We start from the raw sequence: 21,701 nt of genomic DNA, 5'->3' as shown, positions 1-21,701 counted from the left end.
GGCGGGCCTCGGAGGCGCCTCGGAGGCCCGCTCCCCAGCCCCGGCCCACCGACGTCTTCGCCGAACGTCTGCTGGCCGTCCTGAGCGGCGCGCGTCCCGTCCACTGCATGCTGCGCCACACGGCGGGCCGCGCGTACGACGAGCTGGCCTGGCTCGCCGAACGGGGCCCCCTCCGTGCCCGCGGGACCCGTCCCGTCATCCGGGACATCGGCTACTACGTGGCCCGCCCCGGCGCCGTCGAGGCCTTCGCCCGCATCGGTGCCGGCGACCAGGTCCGCGCCATGGCCTTCCGGCTGGAGCAAGGGCCCGACCTCCGCTGGCGCTGCACCGCCGTCGAACTCGGCGGCCCCCGCATGCCCCAGGCGGTCAGCTGACCGCCGGCTGGATCCCACGCCCGTGATGCCACGCCCGTGATGCCACAGCCGTGATGCCACAGCCGTGACCGTCGCCCGTCGGCGAACGCGAAGGGGCCGGACACCACCAGGTGTCCGGCCCCTTCAGCGTGTGTCACCGGTCGCGCGCGGCGGCGGTCACCGACCGCCCGCGACCTCACGCACTACTTCTTGCGCCGACGCACGCCCTTCTGCTGCTTGCGGCGCTCCGCGCGGGTGAGGCCGTCCGCCTCGGAGCGGTAGGGCTCGTCGTCGTTGGCGAAGTCGCCCTCGACGATGCCGCCCTCACCGTCGACGGTCGGCGCGGAGAAGTGCAGCCGGTCCGGGCGCTGCGGGGCGTCGAGCCCCTTGGCACGGATCTCGGGCCGCACACCGCCCGCGGGAACGGCGTCCCGCTTGGTGAGGGACGGCGCGGAGTCCTCGACCGGGACCTCCTCGACCTGCTGCTCGACCTGGACCTCCAGGTTGAACAGGTAGCCGACGGACTCCTCCTTGATGCCGTCCATCATGGCGCTGAACATGTCGAAGCCCTCGCGCTGGTACTCCACGAGCGGGTCCTTCTGGGCCATCGCGCGCAGGCCGATGCCCTCCTGGAGGTAGTCCATCTCGTAGAGGTGCTCGCGCCACTTGCGGTCCAGGACCGACAGCACGACGCGGCGCTCCAGCTCGCGCATGATCTCGGAGCCGAGCTGCTCCTCGCGGGCCGCGTACTGGTCGTGGATGTCGTCCTTGATGGACTCGGAGATGAACTCGGCGGTCAGACCCGCACGGTCGCCGACGGCCTCCTCCATCTCGTCGACGGTGACCTTCACCGGGTAGAGCTGCTTGAACGCGCCCCACAGCCGGTCGAGGTCCCACTCCTCGGCGAAGCCCTCGGCGGTCTCGGCCGCGATGTAGGCGTCGATGGTGTCGTCCATGAAGTGCTGGATCTGCTCCTGGAGGTCCTCGCCCTCCAGGACGCGGCGGCGCTCGCCGTAGATGACCTCGCGCTGCCGGTTGAGCACCTCGTCGTACTTCAGGACGTTCTTGCGGGTCTCGAAGTTCTGCTGCTCGACCTGCGACTGGGCGGAGGCGATGGCACGCGTGACCATCTTGTTCTCGATCGGCACGTCGTCCGGCACGTTCGCCATCGACATGACGCGCTCGACCATCTGCGCCTTGAAGAGGCGCATCAGGTCGTCGCCCAGGGAGAGGTAGAAGCGGGACTCGCCCGGGTCTCCCTGACGGCCGCTGCGCCCGCGCAGCTGGTTGTCGATGCGGCGCGACTCGTGGCGCTCGGTGCCGAGGACGTAGAGCCCGCCGAGATCCTTGACCTCCTCGAACTCCGCCTTGACCGACCGCTCGGCCCTCTCGAGGGCGGCGGGCAGCGCGGCCGCCCATTCCTCGATGTGCTCCTCGGGGTCGAGGCCGCGCTGACGCAGCTCCGCCTCCGCGAGGTCGTCCGGGTTCCCGCCGAGCTTGATGTCGGTACCGCGGCCGGCCATGTTGGTGGCGACGGTGACGGCGCCCCTGCGACCGGCCTGCGCGATGATCGGCGCCTCCCGGTCGTGCTGCTTGGCGTTCAGCACCTCGTGCTGGACACCGCGCTTGGAGAGCTGCTGCGAGAGGTACTCGGACTTCTCGACCGACGTCGTACCGACGAGGATCGGCTGGCCCTTCTCGTGCTTCTCGACGATGTCGTCGACGACCGCCTCGAACTTCGCGACCTCGGTGCGGTAGATGAGGTCGGACTGGTCCTTGCGGACCATCGGCCGGTTGGTCGGGATCGGGACGACGCCGAGCTTGTAGATCTGGTGGAACTCGGCGGCCTCGGTCATCGCCGTACCGGTCATGCCGGAGAGGCCCGGCCTCTCCTTGCCCTGCTGGTCGTGACGCTTGTAGAGGCGGAAGAAGTTCTGCAGGGTGATCGTGGCGAGCGTCTGGTTCTCGTCCTTGATGTCCACCCCTTCCTTCGCCTCGATCGCCTGGTGCATGCCCTCGTTGTAGCGGCGGCCGGCGAGGATACGGCCGGTGTGCTCGTCGACGATCATGACTTCGCCGTCGATGACGACGTAGTCCTTGTCCTTCTTGAACAGTTCCTTGGCCTTGATGGCGTTGTTCAGGTAACCGACGAGCGGGGTGTTCACCGACTCGTAGAGGTTGTCGATGCCCAGCCAGTCCTCGACCTTGGCGACGCCGGGCTCGTGGATGGCGACGGTGCGCTTCTTCTCGTCGACCTCGTAGTCGCCGGTCTCCTCGATGCCCTTCAAGGGGTTGCCGGGCTCGCCCTGCTTGAGGCGGGTGACCAGCTTCGCGAAGTCGCCGTACCACTTGGTGGCCTGGTCGGCCGGACCCGAGATGATCAGCGGCGTACGGGCCTCGTCGACGAGGATGGAGTCGACCTCGTCGACGATCGCGAAGTTGTGGCCGCGCTGGACGAGCTCGTCCTGGGACCACGCCATGTTGTCGCGCAGATAGTCGAAGCCGAACTCGTTGTTCGTGCCGTAGGTGATGTCGCACGCGTACATCTCGCGGCGCTGGGCCGGAGTCATGTTCGCGAGGATGCAGCCGACCTCGAGCCCGAGGAACTTGTGGACGCGGCCCATCATTTCGGAGTCGCGCTCGGCCAGGTAGTCGTTGACCGTGATGAGGTGGACGCCGGCTCCGGAGAGGGCGTTCAGATAAGCGGGCAGGGTTCCGACGAGGGTCTTGCCCTCACCGGTCTTCATCTCCGCGACATAGCCGAGGTGCAGCGCGGCACCACCCATGATCTGCACGTCGTAGTGACGCTGGCCAAGGGCGCGCTTGGCCCCCTCGCGGACGGTGGCGAAAGCCTCGGGCAGCAGGTCGTCGAGGCTCTCGCCGTCGGCGTACCGCTGCTTGTACTCATCGGTGAGGGCCCTCAGCTCGGCGTCGGAGAGGTCGACGAAGTCCTCTTCGATGGAGTTGACCTGGTCCGCGATGCGGTGCAGTTTGCGCAGGATCTTGCCTTCGCCTGCACGCATGATCTTCGAGAGGACGGACACGGGGGTTTGTCTCCTTGCCGGTCGGGCCTGGGACGGTCGGTTTCAAATGGCAGTTTCAAATCACAGCTTGAGCAACGGCCATCGTAAGCGAGGACCACACCGCGCCGGGAGGTCTGCCCGTGACAGCCACTAGGACAACGGACCGGGGATGCCGAAGGTGCCGCGCCCGCACTGCGAAAAGTAGCGAACCCCTCACTCACGGCAAAGGAATGGCGTCCTTCCCCGTGCCCGAGCAGAATCGGCCGATGGACCCCGTCACGCTGACCACCGAACGTCTCGTCCTGCGCGTAGTGGGGGCGGACGACACCGACGCCGTCCACGAGGCCGCCCAGGACCCCGAGATCCAGCGCTGGACCACGATCCCGTCGCCCTATCTGCGGGAGCACGCCACCGGCTTCACCCACCAGATCGTGCCCGAGGGCTGGGCGGACGGTTCGGCCTTCGCCTTCGGCGTCTTCCTGCCCTCCGGGGCGCTGGTGGGCATGCTGTCGATCACCATGCGTTCCCTGGGCGTGGGCGAGGTCGGCTTCTGGGCGACGAAGGAGCACCGCGGCAACGGCTACATCGCCGAGGCCACCGTCGCGGCCTCACGCTGGGCCTTCATCGACTTGGCCGTCGACCGGGTGGAATGGCGTGCCGAAGTCGGCAACGCCGGTTCCCGCGCGGTCGCGGAACGCGCCGGCTTCACCATGGAGGGGACGCTCCGCGCCGCCATCAACAACAAGGGCGTACGCAGGGACTGCTGGGTGGGTTCGCTGCTCCCGTCGGACCTGGGCCTGCCGTCCACGGCGCCGTACCTGCCGGCCAGGTGAGGCGACGGGCACGGCCACCGGACACGGCCATCGGGCAGCGTCGAGGCGGCCGATCCCCGGACCCCGCCGCCAGGCTCGACCGTCGGACTCGTCGCCGGCCCGTCGTCGAACCCGTCGCAGGACTCGCTCACCGCGTCCGGTAGTCCCGCCCGGTCACGCGCCAGGCCGCCCCGCCCCCTCACGCACCCGGCCGGTCGGCCCGGTCGCCGGGCGGGCCCCGCTGTCAGTGGCACCGCCTAACGTGTGGGCATGACGAGTCTCCCGCGTCCCACCACCGAACTCTCCTCGGACGAAGCCCGCCGCATCGCCCTGCGGGCCCAGGGGTTCCTGGGCGCCCCGGACCGCAAGGGCGGCGTCCGCGGAGTCCTGCGACACCTCGGCGCGGTCCAGCTCGACACCATCTCCGTCCTCGCCCGGTCGCACGAACTCATTCCGTACGCCCGCCTCGGCGCCGTCGGCCGCAAGGCGGTCGAGCAGGCGTACTGGACCCCGGCACCGTCCGCCGACGCTCCTCCGGCTCCGCACGCCTTCGAGTACTGGTCCCACGCGGCCTGCATCCTGCCCGTGGAGGAGTGGCCCCACTTCGCGTTCCGCCGCCGCGCCTACCGCGCCCGGCCGCACTGGAACCACGAGCTGCCCGACGGCGCCTACGACCAGGTCGTCAAGCAGCTGCGCGCCGAAGGCCCCCTCACGGCCACGGACTTGGGCGGGGCGAAGAAGACCAGCGAGTGGTGGGACTGGTCTGGCACCAAGGTCGCCGTCGAGCGCGCGCTGATGTACGGCGAGGTGGTGTGCGTGGAACGGCGCGGCTGGAAGCGGGTCTACGACCTCGCGGAGCGCGCCGTCCCGAAGCCGTTGCTGCACGACGACCTGGACGACGCGGAGTGCCTGCGCCGTCTCGTCCGCCTCGCCGGCCGGTCCCTCGGGGTCGGCACCCGCGCGGACATCGCCGACTACCACCGCCTGAGGGGCGAGCAGGTCGACGCGGTGATCGCGGACTCGGGCCTGGTCCCGGTGACGGTGGAGGGCTGGGGCAGGCCGGCCGTCGGGAAGGGCGGGGCGCGGAGCCTCGGCGGAAGACCGGCGGGGGACGCGTGGGCCGACCCGGCGGCCCTGGAGACGGTTCCGCGCGGCCGTCACCGCACGACACTCCTGTCGCCCTTCGACTCCCTCATCTGGGAGCGGGCACGCACGGAGCGGATCTTCGGTTTCACCCACCGCCTGGAGGCGTACACACCCAAGCCGAAGCGGATCCACGGCTACTTCGCGATGCCGGTCCTCGCCGGCGGCCGGCTCGTCGGCCGGGTGGACCCGGCCCGGGAGGGCCGCACGCTGGTCGCCAAGCAGGTCACCCTGGACGGCGCGAAGGCGGTCCCGGCGGTGGCTCAGGCCCTGGCGGAGGCCGCGAGCTGGGTGGACTGCACGGAGGTGCGGGTCGAGCGGGTGGACGCCCCGGAACTGCGCGCGCCGCTCGTGGGCGAACTCCTCCGCGTCCTCGGGTGACGCCTAGCGAATCTCGAGGATCTTCTCCCGCATCGCGTACACCACGGCCTCCATCCGGGAGTGCAGCTGCAATTTCTCCAGGATGTTGCGGACGTGGTTCTTCACGGTGTTCTCGGAGATGAACAGTTCCTTGGCGATATCGCGGTTGTTCATCCCCGTGGCCACGAGTTTGAGGACCTCCAGCTCACGCTCGGTGAGCCGGGGCGCGGGTACCAGCCGACGCTCGTCCGTCCGCTGGATCATCGATTTGAACTCGGTGAGGAGTTTCGACGCCATCGAGGGGCTGATCTGGGACTGTCCGTCGGCGACCGCGCGAATGGCCGTGGCCACCTCGTCCGTGGAGATCTCCTTGAGGAGATATCCGGTCGCCCCCGCCTTGATCGCGTCGTAGAGGTCGGCCTCCTCGTCGCTGATCGTCAGCATGATGATCTTCGCGCTGGGGGCCACCTCCTTGATGGAGGTGCACGCCTCGATACCGCCGCGCTTGGGCATCCTTACGTCCATCAGCACGATGTCGGGCAGCAGGTCGGCGGCCTTGTCGACCGCCTCCGCCCCGTCCCCCGCCTCGCCGACGACCTGGATGTCCTCCTCGGCCGCGAGTACGATCTCCAGCCCCCGGCGGAAGAGCGCGTGGTCGTCCACGACCAGGACCCTGATGGGTTCCTCACGCGCAGAGTCCGCGTCCGGGCCGGTGGCGACGACGCCGTCGTCGGCGTCACCGCGACGCATCGGTCCGAAGCTGTCCGCCATCGTTCCTCCCCCTGAAGGCCGTGGCCTGTCTTTCCGTGCCATCGCCAACCCAAGTCAACGGCCCGCCGGTTGGCCGGTGCGGCCATGATTCCATGCCGGGACCGCAGCGCGCTGACATCGCGGGGCGTGAAGTGGTCGCACACCGGTGCCCCTGGGGGCGCACTCGCGCTCCAGGGGCACCGGCTCAGCTGTCACCGGGGACGGTCAACCGCCGAGCGCGCCGCCCGGCGCGTCCGCTCCGCCCTGGGTGACCATCGGGTCCGTGTTGAGGTGGATGACGCCGTAGTCGTAGGCGTGCCGCCGGTAGACGACACTGGGTTCCTTCGTCTCGGAGTCGACGAAGAGGTAGAAGTCGTGCCCGACCAGCTCCATTTCGTAGAGCGCCTGGTCGAGCGTCATCGGTGCCGCCACATGGGTCTTCTCGCGGACGACGCAGGGGCCTTCGCCCATGATCTCCAGAGAGCCGATCTTCTTGGTGGGGACGGCGTCCGGCTCTTCGTCGTGGACGACGCTGCCGTCGCCGTTCAGGGTCGCGGCACCCGGGACCCGGTCGGCGACCTCCGCCGCCGAGATCCTGCCGTTGCCACGGCGGGTGTAACGCTTGTCGTGCTGCTTGCGCAGCCGGGCCTCGAGCTTGTCGGCGGCCAGGTCGAGTGCTGCATACGCGTCGCTTGCCGCTGCCTCCGCCCGGATCACCGGTCCGCGGGAGTGGAGCGTGATCTCCACTCGGTCACTGCGGTCGGCCTGCCGGGGGTTGGGCTCCTTGGACACCTCGACGTCGAGGCTGATCACCTTGCCATCGAGCTTCTGGATCTTCTCCAGCTTCAGCTTCTCGGCCACGTGCTTGCGGAACCGCTCGGGCACCTCGGTCTTGCGGCCCTTGACGACGATGTCCACGCAGAACTCCGTTCCCGGATAGCCCCGCTCCACTGGCGGAGCATCTCCCTTTTGCACCAGGTCCCGGTGAGCACCGGAACCTCGGACTCGGTGACTTTCACCTCCTCCTGCCCCAAGGACAAGATCTCCACCCCACCGATGCGGGTGATTGCTGAAACCCGCGGACCGGCAGTCGGATGTGAGAGACACGGCCTGCGCCATTGCCTCACAACCGAACATATCTCGCCCGGACGGATGGCGTCACCCTCTACTGAGTCGTACCTCCGTTCAGGTGAATTGACCCACTCATTACCTGCAACGATGCAAGTCATCGGTCAGTTCCGGTTTATTTCGAAAGCATTCGAAGGTGCCGCGACCACGGCCGAGCAGACCGCGTCGCCGCTTGTTCCTCCGGCCTCGTCCCTACCCACGATTCGCCACTCCACCTCCTCCCGTTCCGTCCTCTCACCCGTCCACCACATCGCGGACGCGCCCGACCGGGCTGCCCGCACGGCCCGCGCCGCCTCCGTCAACGACGCACCCGTCGTCATCAGGTCGTCGACCAGCACGACCCGGCCCCCTTCGGCCAGCAGCCGCCCGCCCCCGGCGACGACCTCCAGGGCACCCGCCATGTTGTCCAGCCGCTGCCGGGAGTTCAGCCCGGACTGGTCGGCGACGGCACGCCGCTGCCGCAGGACGCCCAGCACCCGGGCCGGCGTTCCGGTGCGCCTCAGTTCGCCCGCCGCCGCGAGCGCGATCCGCCGCGCCGGATCGTGGCCGCGCGCCCTCACCGCCCACCGCGCCGACGGCACGGGGACGAGCAGCACGGGCCCGTACGGTCCGACCGGTCCCCCGACCCCGGTACCCCCGCCGTCCGACCCCCATCGGTCGCCCCGCGTTTCCCCCTTCCCGAGCCTCAGCGGCCCCCGCGAAGCCACGGGCCGCCCCGTCGGTGCGGGACGTCGCACCGGTGCCAGAGCCGCTCGTACAGCCCCCGCGAGGGCCGTTCCCAGGGGTGTCGCCAGTGCCAGCGCACCCCGTTCCTTGTGGGCGAGGAGCGCGGCCCGCACCTCGTCCGCGTAGGGAGCCGCCGCGTGCACCGCTGGCAGCCCCGTCGGCTCGGGCACCGGTCGCACGCGGCACGGAGCGGCCCCGCTCAGGGCGGCACGGCACTCCGGGCAGAGCACCGCGCGAGGCCTTCCGCAGCCTCCGCACTCGGCCGGCAGCACCAGATCCGTGAGGTCCCGCCACCACCCCCGCATGGCCACCACTGTGCCCACCCGATGGCGGCGCGGCCACCCCTGTGGAAAACCCCCTGTGGACAACTCCGGAGCGGCTGGACGCGGGCGGCGAGAAGGCCCGGCGGCAGAACCGTGGCAGCAGGGACGGGGCGGCCGGGGAGGGGCGACGCCGGCGGGTGGGCGCGCGGGCCGGCCACGGTCCTCGCCCTGGACGCGTGTCCGGCCGTGTCCGGCCCTACCGCGCGGGACCCCGGACACGTCGGCGGGCCCCTCCGGAATCCGGAGGGGCCCGCCGACGGAGGAACACGCCGCGCTAACCGGCGTAGACCGGCGCCGTCCCGTCCTGGACCACCTTCTGCCACTGCTCGCCCGCCGACAGCCGCACGATCCCGTCCGTCTCGGAGTGCGCCACCAGCGGCAGCTGCTCGTCCTCGGCCGCGGCGATCTCCTTGACGTTGGCCAGCGCGGAGGGCGAGGAGCCCAGCGGGGTGGACCCGTCGACCTGGACGTACCGCATCTGCTGCACGCCGCCCTTCTCGCTGCCGACGACCACGAGCCGGTTGTCCCCGGCCCAGGACATGGCCGTGACCTCCTCCAACTGGGGTGCCACTGATCGCGGTTCCACGATGGCCGCGCCGTACGGCTCGTCGGAGCGGGACCGCTCGATGCGCCCGATCTGCAGCGAGCTGTGGCCGTCCTTCTCGACGATCAGCGCGATCCGCACCCCGTCGGCGGCCACCCGCACCGCCTCGACCCGCCCGTCGATCTGCGGCGCCTCGACGACGACGGGCTCGCCCGCGCCCTTCCGCAGCAGAAGCAGCCGGGGCTGCTTCGGGTCGCGGTCGGCCACCCAGAGATCCCCGCGCGCGTCCCAGCTGGGCGTGGTCAGCCGGTCGTCGGCCGTCCCGCCCTCGCTCCGCACCACCGGCTCGCCCAGCGAACCGCCCGACACCAGGGACCCGACGTACAGGTTCCGGCCGTCGGCCGAGACCCCCGCCGCACTGTCCTCGTCGCGCGACACCGCGGCCGCCCGCAGTTTCTTGGCGCCCTCGCCCAGCGCGCCGGGCACCGGCTCGGGATTCTTGTCCCCGGCGCCGCCGGTCAGCCGTACGAGCCGCTGGTCATGATCGATGAAGTACTGGTTCCCCGGCGGCCGGCCCGTACCCTGCCCGGCGACGCCCTCGGCCTGGTCCTTGTCCAGGACGCACAGCTGCGAACCGTCCGACTTCTGGAGCTCCACCTCGTCGACGCCGGTCGGGGTCAGGTCCTGAAGGGTGAGCAGGAGCTGGGCCGCCATCTGCGTGCACTTGGTGTGCCCGACACGGTCGGCCTTCGCGTTCAGCGGCACCGTCACCCGGTTGCGGTCGTCCGGCGACAACGACACGTCGCTGCTCTTCAGGTCGGTGCCCGAGGGGAAGCTCGACCTGACCACCGGGCCCAGCCAGCTCGTGGGCCCCTTCAGGAGCGCGCGCACGATCTGCGTCATCGGATCCACCTGCGCGCGGACGAACACCGGGTCGGCGACGGTGCTCAGCGGGCGGCCGGTGCCGGCCTCCCCGTTCGACGCGTAGAAGTACTTGTTGACGGACACGTAGTTGCGCCGGAAGTCGGACGTGCCCATCACCACGCCCTGCGGCAGTCCGTCGATGCGCCACTGCTTGTTGCTCTTGAGCCTGGTGAGGTGCACCGACCCGCTGTACGCGCCGGAGCCCGGATCGTACGCGTGCCGGCCGTCCACCGTGGCGACCTTGCTGCCGCTCAGCCGGAACAGCACGTCCCGGCCGCCGTCCTTCTCGGAGGACATCGGGACGGAGTTCGGCGCGTCCGCGAGGACGGTCGTGGAACGGTACGGGTCCCACACCTTGCGGGCGTTGTCGGTGAGGTACTTGCCGGCCGTCTCGTACTTCGCGTCGTCACTGGTCAGGGCCTCGAGGAAGCCCTGCACGATCTCCGCCGCCGAGGCGCCTTGAGGCGGCGGCACGGCGTAGACGCGGACGTGCGAGTCCTGGCGCGGCGTGGATTCGACGCCCCGCAGATCCCCGCTGTCCGGCATCGAGGCGCACCCCGCCAGCAGCAGGACCGAGCAGCCCGCATAGGCCGTGAGGCGCACCGTGCGGCGTCCGCGGACGCCGTTCCCCCCGCGGTCAGCGCCCACGAAATGCCTCCCCATGTCCGAGCTCCTCCGGCGTGTCGCCGTCCTGCCCCCGCGCAGTCTGTTCCCGGCCGCTGCCGGATGTCTCCTCCTGGCGGCGCAACGTCCCGGCGGGCCGGGGCACCACACGCGCGCCGTTGCCCGGCAACGCCGTCGGATCGGCCGTGGGGGACGCCCCGGCCAGTCGCGGGGTCATCTGCCCGGGCGGCGGTATAGAACCCGACGCCGCCCCGGACTGCACGGGCACCGTGGCGAGCTTGGCACCGCCGGCGTGCGGCAGACCGGCGTCGTCGAGTCCGCGGTTGCGCCGGGAGTCCCTGGGTTCCAGCGGTATCGGCGATCCCCTGAGCGGCTCGTCGGCCGTCCGCGGCAGGGTCAGCCGGAACTGCGAACCGCCGCCCGGCTCGCCCCAGGCCTGGAGCCAGCCGCCGTGCAGCCGCGCGTCCTCCAGGGCGATGGACAGGCCGAGGCCCGTGCCGCCCGTGGTGCGCGCCCGCGCCGGGTCGGCCCGCCAGAAGCGGCTGAACACCCGGGTCGCCTCGCCGGGCTTGAGCCCGACGCCGTAGTCGCGGACCGCGATGGCGACGGCTCCGCCCGCCGCGGCGAGCTTGACGACGACGTCCCTGCCCTCGCCGTGCTCGACGGCGTTGACGACGAGGTTGCGCAGCACCCGTTCGACGCGCCGGCCGTCCGCCTCGGCGATCAACGGCTGCTGGTCGCCCATGACGCGTATGCGCGTGCCCTTGCGCTCGGCGAGCGGCTCGGCTCCGCCGACCACCCGTCGTACGACTTCCCTGAGGTCGATGGCGTCGGCCTCCAGCGCCGCCGCGCCCGCGTCGAACCGGCTGATCTCCAGCAGGTCGGCGAGCAGTGTCTCGAACCGGTCGAGCTGATCGGCGAGGAGTTCGGCCGACCGCGCGGTCACCGGGTCGAAGTCGACGCGCGCGTCGTGGATGACATCGGCCGCCATCCGCACGGTCGTCAACGGGGTACGCAGCTCGTGCGACACGTCCGACACGAACCGGCGCTGCATCCGCGACAGGTCCTCCAACTGCTGGATCTTCAGCTGGAGGTTCTGCGCCATCTTGTTGAAGGCCTCCCCGAGACGGGCGATGTCGTCCTCGCCGGTGACCTTCATGCGTTCCTGGAGACGCCCGGCGGAGAGCCGCTCGGCGATGCCGGCCGCCATCCGTACCGGCGTCACGACCTGGCGCACCACGAGCCAGGCGATCGCCCCGAGGAGCACCACGACGAACAGTCCGGCCGTCGCGAGCGTGCCCTTGACCAGGCTCAGCGACTTCTCCTCCTGCGTGAGCGGGAAGAGGTAGTAGAGCTGGTACGCGTCCCCGTTGGGGTCGCTGACCTGTTTGCCGATGACGAGCGCCGGCTGGGACTCCTTGCCGTCCTTGTAGACGACACGGGTGTAGCTCTGCGCCGCCGCCGTGCTCCTGTCGACGCGGGCGCGAAGGTTCTCGGGGACGCTCGCCGCCGGGTCGACCTGGTTCGACCCCCGCGGCGCGAGACCGCCGCTGCCGGCGCCCGAGGCGCTGAGCGTCGCCACGTCGAACGCGCCCTGCCCACCACTGGACAGGGACACGACGAGGTCCGTCATCCACTGGCTGACGTTCTTCGACGACCGGCTGTCGACGGCCGGACCGTTGTCGCCGTGATCCGCCGCGTACGAGTCGGCGTTCGTCTTGGCCACCCCGAAGCCTCCGGTGGCCTGGCTCTGCGAGGCCTTCACCTTGGCGTCGAGCAGACCGTTGCGCACCTGTCCGATGACGACGAAGCCGAGCAGCAGCACGACACCGAGCGACATCAGCAGGGTGGTCACGACGATCTTGAGCTGGATGTTGCGCCGCCACAGCCGCATCACCGGCAGCAGCGGACGGCGCACCCAGCGTATGAGCAGCCGGAACACCGGGCTGCCCTGGACTCCGCCCTGGAACAGCCCTCCCTCGAAGAACTGTTCCCAGCGAGAGCCCGTCATCTTCCGGCCGACAGGCCGCCCCGGACGTTCCCCCTGCTCAGCGGGCGCCGAAGCGGCACTGTCCCGTGACATGTCAGCTCGGCCCTGCCTTGTACCCGACGCCTCGGACGGTCACCACGATCTCCGGACGCTCCGGGTCCTTCTCGACCTTGGAGCGCAGCCGCTGGACGTGGACGTTGACCAGCCGCGTGTCCGCCGCGTGCCGGTAGCCCCACACCTGCTCCAGCAGGACCTCACGCGTGAACACCTGCCAGGGCTTGCGCGCGAGCGCGACCAGCAGGTCGAACTCGAGCGGCGTCAGCGCGATCGACATGCCCTCCCGTTTCACAGAGTGACCGGCGACGTCGATGACGAGGTCCCCGATCGACAGCTGTTCGGGCGCCGGCTCCTCCGAACGGCGCAGCCGCGCCCTGATCCGAGCCACCAGCTCCTTTGGCTTGAACGGCTTCACGATGTAGTCGTCGGCGCCCGACTCGAGGCCGACCACGACATCGACGGTGTCGCTCTTCGCCGTGAGCATCACGATCGGCACCCCGGACTCCGCCCTGATCAGGCGGCATACCTCGATGCCGTCCCGTCCGGGCAGCATCAGGTCCAGGAGCACCAGATCGGGCTTGGCATCGCGGAAAGCGGCCAGCGCCTTGTCGCCGTCGGCTACGAAAGACGGCTCAAAACCTTCACCACGCAGCACAATGCCGAGCATCTCGGCCAGTGCGGTGTCGTCATCGACGACAAGGACTCGTCCCTTCATAAACGACATCATCCCATTAACTAAATCGTTACCTGGCGTGACAAGTCACACAGCTCGGCGAGAGCCTCAGCCGTCACGGGCGAAACAACGCCCTCTTCGGTGACGATCGCCGTGATCAACTCCGGCGGCGTCACATCGAACGCCGGGTTGTACGCCTGGGTCCCCAGGGGTGCCACAGGTATACCGCCTCCCGCCTCGACCCCCACCACCGGCACCTGCGGTGCTGTGATCTCCGTCACTTCATGACTCGCGCGTTGCTCGACCTCGATGGATGCGGCGTCGGGCGTGTCCAGGTCGATCGTCGTCACCGGCGCCACGACGACGAACGGCACGTGGTGGTACCTGGCCAGCACCGCGAGCGGATAGCTCCCCACCTTGTTCGCCACCGAACCGTCGGCCGCGATGCGGTCGGCCCCGATCAGCACCGCGTCCACCTCGCCCGCGGCGAACAGCGAGCCCGCCGCGTTGTCGGTGAGCAGGGTGTAGGCCATCCCGTTGCGGGCCGCCTCGTACGCCGTCAGGCGGGCGCCCTGGAGCAATGGCCGCGTCTCGTCCACCCACAGCCGCCTCAGCTGCCCCGCCCGATGCGCCGCGAGCGCCACGGCGAACGCCGTGCCCTCTCCCCCGGAGACCAGCGCCCCGGTGTTGCAGTGCGTGAGCACCCGGTGTCCGCCGCCCGGCAGCAGCTCGTCGAGCAGCGCCAGCCCGTGCACGGCCATCCGCGCGCTGGCCTCGGCGTCCTCCCGGTGCAGCTCGCGTGCCGCGGCGAGCGCCGCCGCGGCGGCCGCCTCCTGATCGCCGCTCACGGAGAGCACCGCCCGGTAGGCCGCCTGAGCCCTGCGCACCCCGACCCCGAGGTTCACGGCGGTCGGCCGGGCACCGGCCAGCGCGAGGGCGGCCTCGTCCACGTCGAAGCCGCGTACGGCGGCGAGCGCGACGCCGTACGCCCCCGCGATCCCGAGCAGCGGCGCGCCTCGTACGGCGAGGGTGCGGATCGCCTCCACCAGGGCGGGCGCGTCGGTGCACACCAGCTCGACCTCCTCGGCCGGAAGCCGCGTCTGATCGAGAAGGACCAGCACGGGGCCTTCCGGAGGCTCGTGCCAGCGGATCGCGGGTATCTCCGTCGGCCCGCTGTCCTCGCGGGTTTGCGCGTAGTGATCAGCCATCCGCCCAGTCTGCCCCTTACCCGGCGGACAATTGAAGGTGTGCAGCCCATGCGGGGGCCGGGACCCCGCCGCGCACACCGTGGCACGATGGCGTCCAACCTGCCGCCGCGACCGCGGAACGGGCACCGTGAAGGAGCGACGATGAACGACACTCCGGGCTGGGCCTCGCCCGGATCCGCCCCCTCCGACGGACAGGAGCCGGGCTCCTCCGTCCCTCCGCAGCCCGCCGGCCCGGACGGATCGGACCAACCCGGACAGATCTCGAAGTGGTCCAAGGAGCAGCCTCCGCCCCGCCAGTGGTCCGCCCCGGGCACCCAGGCTCCCGACCAGGCCCCACCACCCGCGCCCCCGGCGCCGCCCGGCCCGGGCTGGGGCGGTCCACCCGGCGGCTGGGGAGGCCCCGGCTACGGCGGCCCTGGTCACGGCGGACCCGCGGGTTGGGGCGGCCACTGGGGCGGACCGCCGCCCGCGGCCAAGCCAGGCGTCATCCCGCTGCGCCCGCTCGGCGTCGGCGAGATCCTCGACGGCGCGGTCTCGACCATGCGCGTCTACTGGCGCACGGTCCTCGGCATCTCGCTGGCCGTCGCCGTCGTCACGGAGATCGCCGTCGTCCTGCTCCAGGGCTTCGTCCTGAACGACCACACCGACACCGAGGCCCTCAACGACCCGAGCGCGACCGTCGGCGAGCTGAGCCGGGCCCTCGGTGACTCGTTGCTGAGCTCCGGTGTCGTCCTGCTGATCACCCTGCTCGGCACCATCGTCGCCACGGCCCTGCTCACGTCGGTGACCAGCCGCGCGGTGCTCGGCAAGCCGGTGGCCACGCGCGAGGCATGGCGGGACGCCCGCCCCCAGCTGGCGAAGCTGTTCGGCCTGACGTTCCTGCTGCCCCTCATCGCCCTCGTGGTCATCGGCATCGGCACCCTCCCCGGTCTGCTCGTGGCGGTCTCCGGCTCGGGTGAGGCCGGTTTCGCGCTCTCCGTCCTCGGCGGACTCGTCGGCTTCGTCGCCACCGTGTGGCTGCTGGTCCGCTTCTCGCTCGCCTCCCCCGCCCTGATGCTGGAGAAGCAGAGCATCCTGAAGTCGATGAGCCGCTCCGCGAAGCTCGTGCGCGGGTCCTGGTGGCGGGTGGCCGGCATCCAGGGGCTCGCCGCGATCATCACCTACATCGTGGCCGCGATCATCGTGATCCCCTTCGCCGTCATCGCCGCGGCACTGAGCGGCGACGGCCTCACCGGCATGCTCGACGGCACCGGCGACGTCGGCTGGGCCTTCCTGATCGTCAGCGGTGTCGGCTCGGTGATCGGATCCACGATCACGTTCCCGATCACCGCGGGCGTCACCGTGCTCCTGTACATCGACCAGCGCATCCGACGCGAGGCGCTCGACCTCGACCTGGCCCGGGCCGCGGGCCTGCAGAGCCACGGCACCGGGGCCTCCGGCACCACACCGGGGAGCTGATGCGGTGAACGGGGCGGGGGGAGTCCTCACGGCGGTGCTCGCGGGACCGCACACCGGCACCACACTCGTCGCGGCGCTGTCGCGCGGCGACGGACCACCGGTGACGGTTCCGCGCGACCCCGCGCGGGAGGCGGCCAGGCGCGAGCTGGCCAGACGGATGTACCACGAGAACGATCCCAGCCCGGTCCAGCGCGCCCTGAACGCCTTCTGGGACTGGGTCGACAGGCTGTTCGGCGCCGCCTCCGCCTCGACACCCGGCGGAACGCTCGGACTCCTCGTCGTCCTCCTCTTCGTGGTGGGCGTCGTGGCCGCCCTGTGGTGGCGTCTGGGCACTCCGCACCGCGCCCCGGCCTCGTCCGCCACCCTCTTCGACGACCGTCCGAAGAGCGCGGCCGAACACCGCGCCACCGCCGAGGCCCACGCGGCCCAGGGCCATTGGAACCAGGCCGTCCAGGAGCGGATGCGCGCCATCGTCCGTTCCCTGGAGGAACGCGCGCTGCTCGATCCGCGCCCCGGCCGCACAGCCGACGAGGCCGGCGCGGAGGCCGGCCGCACCCTGCCCTCCCACGCGGACCGACTGGTCGCCGCGGCACGGGACTTCGACGACGTCACGTACGGCGGCCGGCCCGGCGACCCGCGCGCGTACCAGCGCCTCACCGACCTCGACCGGGACCTCGAGCGCACCAGGCCCGTACTCGCGGGCAGCGCCCACGGCAGCCGCCGAGGGGCCGCCTCATGACCGGGGCCACCCTCACCTCCGCCTCCACCTCGGCCTCGCCCACCGCCCGCCAGTCGTGGACCCGAGCGCGCGGCCTCGTCCTCGCGCTCGTCCTCCTCCTGGTGGCCGCCGTCGTGATGGCCGCGGTCCGCTCGGACGCCCGGCACGGCCGCCTCGACCCCCGCTCCGCCGACCCCTACGGCAGCCGGGCCGTCGCCGAACTCCTCGCCGACCAGGGGGTCTCCACGCGCGTGGTCACCACGCTCGACCAGGCCCGCGACGCGGCCGGCCCCGACACCACCGTGCTGATCGCCGTCCCCGACCTGCTGACCGGCCGTCAGCAGACGCTCCTGAGGACAGCGACGCGGACCTCCGGCGGACGTACGGTCCTGGTCTCCCCCAAGGCGCCCTCCATCGGCACTCTGGCCCCCGGAGTCACCGCCGACCCGGCGGTCAGCTTCGACTCGACGCTCTCCCCCGACTGCACCCTGCCGGCCGCCCGTCGAGCGGGCAGCGCCGACACGGGCGGCATCCGCTACACCACCACCGTCCCTGGCACCGACGCCTGCTACCCCAGCGACGACCTCCCCACACTGCTTCGCATACCGGCGCCCTCCGGAAGCGGCGACACCGTCGTCCTCGGCGCCCCCGACATCCTCTACAACGACCGTCTCGACGAGCAGGGCAACGCCTCGCTCGCCCTCCAACTCCTCGGCTCCCGCTCCCACCTGGTCTGGTACCTCCCCTCGCTCTCCGACGACTCGGCCGCCGACGAGGGCGACCAGAGCTTCCTCGACCTGCTGCCCTCGGGCTGGCTCTGGGGCACACTGCAGCTCTTCATCGCGGCACTCGTGGCCGCCCTCTGGCGCGCGCGTCGCATGGGGCCCCTCGTACCCGAGCGCCTTCCCGTCGCGATCCGCGCCTCCGAGACCGCCGAGGGCCGAGCACGCCTCTACCGCAAGGCCAACGCCCGCGACCGCGCCGCCGCGGGTCTGCGCTCCACCACCCGCACCCGCCTCGCCCCCCTCATCGGTGTGCCCCCCACTCAGGCGCACGCGCCCGAAACCCTGCTCCCCGCCCTGGCCGCCCGCCTCGACGGCGACGGCCAGGCCCTGCTCCCGCTGCTCTTCGGGCCGCCGCCCCGCGACGACGCGGCCCTCGTCTCCCTCGCCGACCAACTCGACGCCCTCGAAAGAGAGGTACGCATTTCATGATGGACCCGACCACTGACAACACCGAGTACGCCGGGTACTCCGGGGATGAAGGCACCGCCCGCTCCTCCCTGGAAGCCCTGCGCACGGAGATCGCCAAAGCCGTGGTCGGCCAGGACCCCGCCGTGACCGGACTGGTCGTCGCCCTCCTCTGCCGTGGACACGTCCTCCTCGAAGGAGTCCCCGGAGTGGCCAAGACGCTGCTCGTCCGCGCGCTCGCGTCCGCGCTGGAACTCGACACCAAGCGTGTCCAGTTCACCCCCGACCTCATGCCGAGCGACATCACCGGCTCCCTCGTCTACGACGCCCGGACCGCCGAGTTCTCGTTCCAGCCCGGCCCGGTGTTCACCAACCTGCTGCTCGCCGACGAGATCAACCGCACGCCTCCCAAGACCCAGTCGTCGCTGCTGGAGGCGATGGAGGAACGTCAGGTCACGGTCGACGGCACACCCCGGCCGCTCCCCGAACCCTTCCTGGTCGCCGCGACCCAGAACCCGGTCGAGTACGAGGGCACGTACCCCCTGCCCGAGGCCCAACTGGACCGCTTCCTGCTCAAGCTGACGATCCCTCTGCCCTCCCGCCAGGACGAGATCGACGTCCTCACCCGGCACGCCGAGGGCTTCAACCCCCGCGACCTGCGCGCCGCCGGCCTGCGCCCCGTCGCCGGCCGCGCCGACCTCGAAGCCGCCCGCGCCGCGGTCGCCAAGACGGCGGTCTCCCCCGAGATCGCCGCCTACGTCGTCGACATCTGCCGCGCCACCCGCGAGTCGCCGTCCCTCAACCTCGGCGTCTCCCCGCGCGGCGCGACCGCCCTCCTCGCCACGGCCCGCGCCTGGGCCTGGCTGACCGGCCGTGACTACGTCATCCCCGACGACGTGAAGGCGCTCGCGCTGCCGGCCCTGCGCCACCGCGTCCAACTCCGCCCCGAAGCCGAGATGGAGGGCGTCACGGCCGACTCCGTCATCACCGCGATCCTCTCCCACGTCCCCGTCCCCCGCTGATGGCCCTCACCGGACGCGCCGCCCTGCTGGCGGCCCTGGGAGCCCTTCCCGTCGGCATCTGGGGACCGAGCTGGACGGGCATCCTCGCCGTGAACGCCCCCCTGGCCCTGGCCTGCGCCTGCGACGCCGCCCTGGCGGCTCCCGTACGGCGCCTCGGCCTGACCCGGTCCGGCGACACCTCGGTACGTCTCGGCGAGTCCGCGGACGTCACCCTCACCGTCACCAATCCCTCGGGCCGTCCTCTGCGCGCGCACCTTCGCGACGCCTGGCCACCGAGCAGTTGGGAACCCGGAACCGAGGTCACCGCCTCCCGGCAGCACCTGAGGGTCCCCGCCGGCGAACGCCGCCGTCTGACGATCCGTCTGCGCCCGACCCGCCGCGGCGACCGTCGGGCCGACCGCGTCACCATCCGCTCGTACGGCCCCCTCGGCCTGTTCTCCCGTCAGGGCGGCCACAAGGTCCCCTGGACCGTGCGTGTCCTGCCCCCCTTCACCAGCCGGAAGCACCTGCCGTCCAAACTGGCCCGGCTCCGCGAACTCGACGGCCGCACCAGCGTGCTGACACGCGGTGAGGGCACGGAGTTCGACAGCCTGCGCGAGTACGTCCCCGGCGACGACACCCGGTCCATCGACTGGCGCGCCACCGCCCGCCGGACGACGGTCGCCGTACGCACCTGGCGTCCCGAGCGCGACCGGCACATCCTTCTGGTCCTCGACACCGGCCGCACCTCCGCGGGCCGCGTCGGCGACGTCCCCCGTCTCGACGCCTCCATGGACGCGGCCCTGCTGCTCGCCGCCCTGGCCTCCCGCGCCGGTGACCGCGTGGACCTCCTCGCCTACGACCGCCGGGTACGCGCCCTCGTCCAGGGCCGCTCGGCAGGCGACGTCCTGCCGTCCCTGGTCAACGCGATGGCCGGCCTGGAACCGGAGCTCGTCGAGACGGACGCCCGTGGTCTGACCGCCACGGCCCGGCGTGCGGCCCCGAGGCGCTCCTTGATCGTGCTCCTGACGAGCCTCGACGCCGCCCCCGTCGAGGAGGGTCTGCTCCCCGTACTCTCCAGCCTCACCCAGCGCCATACGGTGCTGCTGGCATCGGTGTCGGACCCGCACATCGCGCGCATGGCCGCGGCCCGTGGAGACACCGACGCGGTGTACGAGGCGGCTTCGGCCGCCCAGGCCGAGACCGAGCGTCAACGCACAGCCGGACAACTGCGACGCCACGGAGTCACGGTCGTCGACGCGACCCCGGACGACCTGGCGCCGGCTCTCGCGGACGCCTACCTGGCCCTGAAATCAGCGGGCCGCCTGTAGGACAGAAGACGGACGCGCAAACAGAAACGCCCCGCTCTCCTCCGAAGAGGGAACGGGGCGTAAAAAAAGGGACCCTGGAACGCAGAAAACCCCCGTACCGGATTCCCGGTACGGGGGTTTTCTTCAAAATTTGTTCGGCGGCGTCCTACTCTCCCACAGGGTCCCCCCTGCAGTACCATCGGCGCTGTGAGGCTTAGCTTCCGGGTTCGGAATGTAACCGGGCGTTTCCCTCACGCTATGACCACCGAAACACTATGAAACTGTCAACCGGAGCCGTGGCATGGCTACGACGGTTGTTCGTGGTTTCAGAACCAACACAGTGGACGCGAGCAACTGAGGACAAGCCCTCGGCCTATTAGTACCAGTCACCTCCACCCGTTGCCGGGCTTCCAGATCTGGCCTATCAACCCAGTCGTCTACTGGGAGCCTTAACCCCTCAAAGGGGGTGGGAATACTCATCTCGAAGCAGGCTTCCCGCTTAGATGCTTTCAGCGGTTATCCCTCCCGAACGTAGCCAACCAGCCATGCCCTTGGCAGGACAACTGGCACACCAGAGGTTCGTCCGTCCCGGTCCTCTCGTACTAGGGACAGCCCTTCTCAATATTCCTACGCGCACAGCGGATAGGGACCGAACTGTCTCACGACGTTCTAAACCCAGCTCGCGTACCGCTTTAATGGGCGAACAGCCCAACCCTTGGGACCGACTCCAGCCCCAGGATGCGACGAGCCGACATCGAGGTGCCAAACCATCCCGTCGATATGGACTCTTGGGGAAGATCAGCCTGTTATCCCCGGGGTACCTTTTATCCGTTGAGCGACGGCGCTTCCACAAGCCACCGCCGGATCACTAGTCCCGACTTTCGTCCCTGCTCGACCCGTCGGTCTCACAGTCAAGCTCCCTTGTGCACTTACACTCAACACCTGATTACCAACCAGGCTGAGGGAACCTTTGGGCGCCTCCGTTACTCTTTAGGAGGCAACCGCCCCAGTTAAACTACCCATCAGACACTGTCCCTGATCCGGATCACGGACCCAGGTTAGACATCCAGCACGACCAGAGTGGTATTTCAACGACGACTCCACAACAGCTGGCGCTGCCGCTTCAAAGTCTCCCACCTATCCTACACAAGCCGAACCGAACACCAATATCAAACTGTAGTAAAGGTCCCGGGGTCTTTCCGTCCTGCTGCGCGAAACGAGCATCTTTACTCGTAGTGCAATTTCACCGGGCCTATGGTTGAGACAGTCGAGAAGTCGTTACGCCATTCGTGCAGGTCGGAACTTACCCGACAAGGAATTTCGCTACCTTAGGATGGTTATAGTTACCACCGCCGTTTACTGGCGCTTAAGTTCTCAGCTTCGCCA

General features: G+C 70.5%; 15 protein-coding genes, 2 rRNA genes and 1 pseudogene. 8 read left to right on the top strand and 10 right to left on the bottom strand.

Features of this window, described 5'->3' with window-relative positions:
• Nucleotides 1-107: 107 nt before the first annotated feature.
• Nucleotides 108-374: an Rv3235 family protein gene (locus ACFYW7_RS00090; protein ID WP_389496671.1), complete on the top strand. Its 267-nt coding sequence runs from the start codon at nucleotides 108-110 to the stop codon at nucleotides 372-374.
• A gap of 182 nt (nucleotides 375-556) precedes the next feature.
• On the opposite strand, the gene secA is transcribed toward ACFYW7_RS00090, so the two are convergent.
• Nucleotides 557-3,397 carry a preprotein translocase subunit SecA gene (secA, locus tag ACFYW7_RS00085; RefSeq protein WP_389496669.1) on the bottom strand — a complete coding sequence of 947 codons (2,841 nt, stop codon included), beginning with the start codon at nucleotides 3,395-3,397 and terminating at the stop codon, nucleotides 557-559.
• A 245-nt stretch (nucleotides 3,398-3,642) separates the two neighbouring features.
• On the opposite strand from secA, the gene ACFYW7_RS00080 reads away from it, so the two are divergent.
• Nucleotides 3,643-4,209, top strand: a complete 567-nt coding sequence (locus ACFYW7_RS00080) for a GNAT family N-acetyltransferase (protein WP_389496667.1) — start codon at nucleotides 3,643-3,645, stop codon at nucleotides 4,207-4,209.
• Nucleotides 4,210-4,458: 249 nt separating this feature from the next.
• Nucleotides 4,459-5,712: a winged helix-turn-helix domain-containing protein gene (locus tag ACFYW7_RS00075; RefSeq protein ID WP_389496665.1), complete on the top strand. Its 1,254-nt coding sequence runs from the start codon at nucleotides 4,459-4,461 to the stop codon at nucleotides 5,710-5,712.
• Between the two features lie 3 nt (nucleotides 5,713-5,715).
• On the opposite strand, the gene ACFYW7_RS00070 is transcribed toward ACFYW7_RS00075, so the two are convergent.
• From ACFYW7_RS00070 to mtnA, 7 genes and pseudogenes are all read right to left on the bottom strand, one after another.
• A complete protein-coding gene (locus tag ACFYW7_RS00070; RefSeq protein ID WP_389496663.1) occupies nucleotides 5,716-6,462 on the bottom strand; it encodes a response regulator in 747 nt (248 codons plus the stop codon).
• A 204-nt stretch (nucleotides 6,463-6,666) separates the two neighbouring features.
• Nucleotides 6,667-7,359, bottom strand: coding sequence for a ribosome hibernation-promoting factor, HPF/YfiA family (hpf, locus tag ACFYW7_RS00065; RefSeq protein WP_389496662.1), 693 nt, complete (start codon nucleotides 7,357-7,359; stop codon nucleotides 6,667-6,669).
• 314 nt (nucleotides 7,360-7,673) lie between these two features.
• Complete coding sequence (locus tag ACFYW7_RS00060; RefSeq protein WP_389496661.1) at nucleotides 7,674-8,600, bottom strand: ComF family protein; 927 nt, start codon at nucleotides 8,598-8,600, stop codon at nucleotides 7,674-7,676.
• A 292-nt stretch (nucleotides 8,601-8,892) separates the two neighbouring features.
• Nucleotides 8,893-10,749 carry an LpqB family beta-propeller domain-containing protein gene (locus tag ACFYW7_RS00055; protein WP_389496659.1) on the bottom strand — a complete coding sequence of 619 codons (1,857 nt, stop codon included), beginning with the start codon at nucleotides 10,747-10,749 and terminating at the stop codon, nucleotides 8,893-8,895.
• 103 nt (nucleotides 10,750-10,852) lie between these two features.
• A pseudogene (mtrB, locus tag ACFYW7_RS00050) lies at nucleotides 10,853-12,793 on the bottom strand (MtrAB system histidine kinase MtrB); the annotation flags it as partial.
• 1 nt (nucleotide 12,794) lies between these two features.
• Nucleotides 12,795-13,484, bottom strand: coding sequence for a two-component system response regulator MtrA (gene mtrA, locus ACFYW7_RS00045; RefSeq protein ID WP_192582811.1), 690 nt, complete (start codon nucleotides 13,482-13,484; stop codon nucleotides 12,795-12,797).
• An 8-nt stretch (nucleotides 13,485-13,492) separates the two neighbouring features.
• The gene (gene mtnA / locus ACFYW7_RS00040; RefSeq protein ID WP_389496657.1) at nucleotides 13,493-14,638 is read right to left on the bottom strand and encodes an S-methyl-5-thioribose-1-phosphate isomerase; all 1,146 of its coding nucleotides are present in this window, start codon (nucleotides 14,636-14,638) and stop codon (nucleotides 13,493-13,495) included.
• 141 nt (nucleotides 14,639-14,779) lie between these two features.
• Here mtnA and ACFYW7_RS00035 point away from each other — a divergent pair, with 141 nt between their 5' ends.
• From ACFYW7_RS00035 to ACFYW7_RS00015, 5 genes are read left to right on the top strand one after another with little or no spacing between them, the layout of a single operon-like run.
• Complete coding sequence (locus ACFYW7_RS00035; protein WP_389496655.1) at nucleotides 14,780-16,096, top strand: hypothetical protein; 1,317 nt, start codon at nucleotides 14,780-14,782, stop codon at nucleotides 16,094-16,096.
• Nucleotides 16,097-16,100: 4 nt separating this feature from the next.
• Nucleotides 16,101-16,835, top strand: coding sequence for a DUF4129 domain-containing protein (locus ACFYW7_RS00030; protein ID WP_389496653.1), 735 nt, complete (start codon nucleotides 16,101-16,103; stop codon nucleotides 16,833-16,835).
• Nucleotides 16,832-18,028, top strand: a complete 1,197-nt coding sequence (locus ACFYW7_RS00025; protein ID WP_389496651.1) for a DUF4350 domain-containing protein — start codon at nucleotides 16,832-16,834, stop codon at nucleotides 18,026-18,028. The genes ACFYW7_RS00030 and ACFYW7_RS00025 overlap by 4 nt, the downstream gene beginning before the upstream one ends.
• On the top strand, nucleotides 18,028-19,026 hold the full coding sequence (locus ACFYW7_RS00020; RefSeq protein ID WP_389496649.1) for an AAA family ATPase: 999 nt from the start codon (nucleotides 18,028-18,030) through the stop codon (nucleotides 19,024-19,026). Before ACFYW7_RS00025 ends, ACFYW7_RS00020 begins: the two co-directional genes overlap by 1 nt.
• Nucleotides 19,026-20,336 (top strand): DUF58 domain-containing protein, encoded by a 1,311-nt coding sequence (locus tag ACFYW7_RS00015; RefSeq protein ID WP_389496647.1) that lies wholly within the window; start codon nucleotides 19,026-19,028, stop codon nucleotides 20,334-20,336. Before ACFYW7_RS00020 ends, ACFYW7_RS00015 begins: the two co-directional genes overlap by 1 nt.
• 132 nt (nucleotides 20,337-20,468) lie before the next feature.
• Here ACFYW7_RS00015 and rrf read toward each other — a convergent pair.
• A 5S ribosomal RNA gene (gene rrf / locus ACFYW7_RS00010) occupies nucleotides 20,469-20,585 on the bottom strand.
• Between the two features lie 86 nt (nucleotides 20,586-20,671).
• Nucleotides 20,672-21,701, bottom strand: a 23S ribosomal RNA gene (locus ACFYW7_RS00005); the annotation flags it as partial.

It is taken from the genome of Streptomyces sp. NPDC002580, assembly GCF_042889485.1.
In the GTDB taxonomy this organism is placed as follows: domain Bacteria; phylum Actinomycetota; class Actinomycetes; order Streptomycetales; family Streptomycetaceae; genus Streptomyces.
The sequence above is the reverse complement of the archived record's forward strand: the minus strand, read 5'-3'. Positions and strand labels throughout refer to the sequence as shown.

Excerpts from the sequence above, each read along its gene's own strand:
- ACFYW7_RS00035 (WP_389496655.1), top strand. The coding sequence starts at position 14,780 with ATGAACGACACTCCGGGCTGGGCCTCGCCCGGATCCGCCCCCTCCGAC.
- ACFYW7_RS00055 (WP_389496659.1), bottom strand. The coding sequence starts at position 10,749 with ATGGGGAGGCATTTCGTGGGCGCTGACCGCGGGGGGAACGGCGTCCGC.
- ACFYW7_RS00060 (WP_389496661.1), bottom strand. The coding sequence starts at position 8,600 with ATGCGGGGGTGGTGGCGGGACCTCACGGATCTGGTGCTGCCGGCCGAG.
- ACFYW7_RS00015 (WP_389496647.1), top strand. The coding sequence starts at position 19,026 with ATGGCCCTCACCGGACGCGCCGCCCTGCTGGCGGCCCTGGGAGCCCTT.
- ACFYW7_RS00070 (WP_389496663.1), bottom strand. The coding sequence starts at position 6,462 with ATGGCGGACAGCTTCGGACCGATGCGTCGCGGTGACGCCGACGACGGC.
- ACFYW7_RS00090 (WP_389496671.1), top strand. The coding sequence starts at position 108 with ATGCTGCGCCACACGGCGGGCCGCGCGTACGACGAGCTGGCCTGGCTC.
- mtrA (WP_192582811.1), bottom strand. The coding sequence starts at position 13,484 with ATGATGTCGTTTATGAAGGGACGAGTCCTTGTCGTCGATGACGACACC.
- ACFYW7_RS00020 (WP_389496649.1), top strand. The coding sequence starts at position 18,028 with ATGGACCCGACCACTGACAACACCGAGTACGCCGGGTACTCCGGGGAT.
- ACFYW7_RS00025 (WP_389496651.1), top strand. The coding sequence starts at position 16,832 with ATGACCGGGGCCACCCTCACCTCCGCCTCCACCTCGGCCTCGCCCACC.
- mtnA (WP_389496657.1), bottom strand. The coding sequence starts at position 14,638 with ATGGCTGATCACTACGCGCAAACCCGCGAGGACAGCGGGCCGACGGAG.
- ACFYW7_RS00080 (WP_389496667.1), top strand. The coding sequence starts at position 3,643 with ATGGACCCCGTCACGCTGACCACCGAACGTCTCGTCCTGCGCGTAGTG.
- ACFYW7_RS00075 (WP_389496665.1), top strand. The coding sequence starts at position 4,459 with ATGACGAGTCTCCCGCGTCCCACCACCGAACTCTCCTCGGACGAAGCC.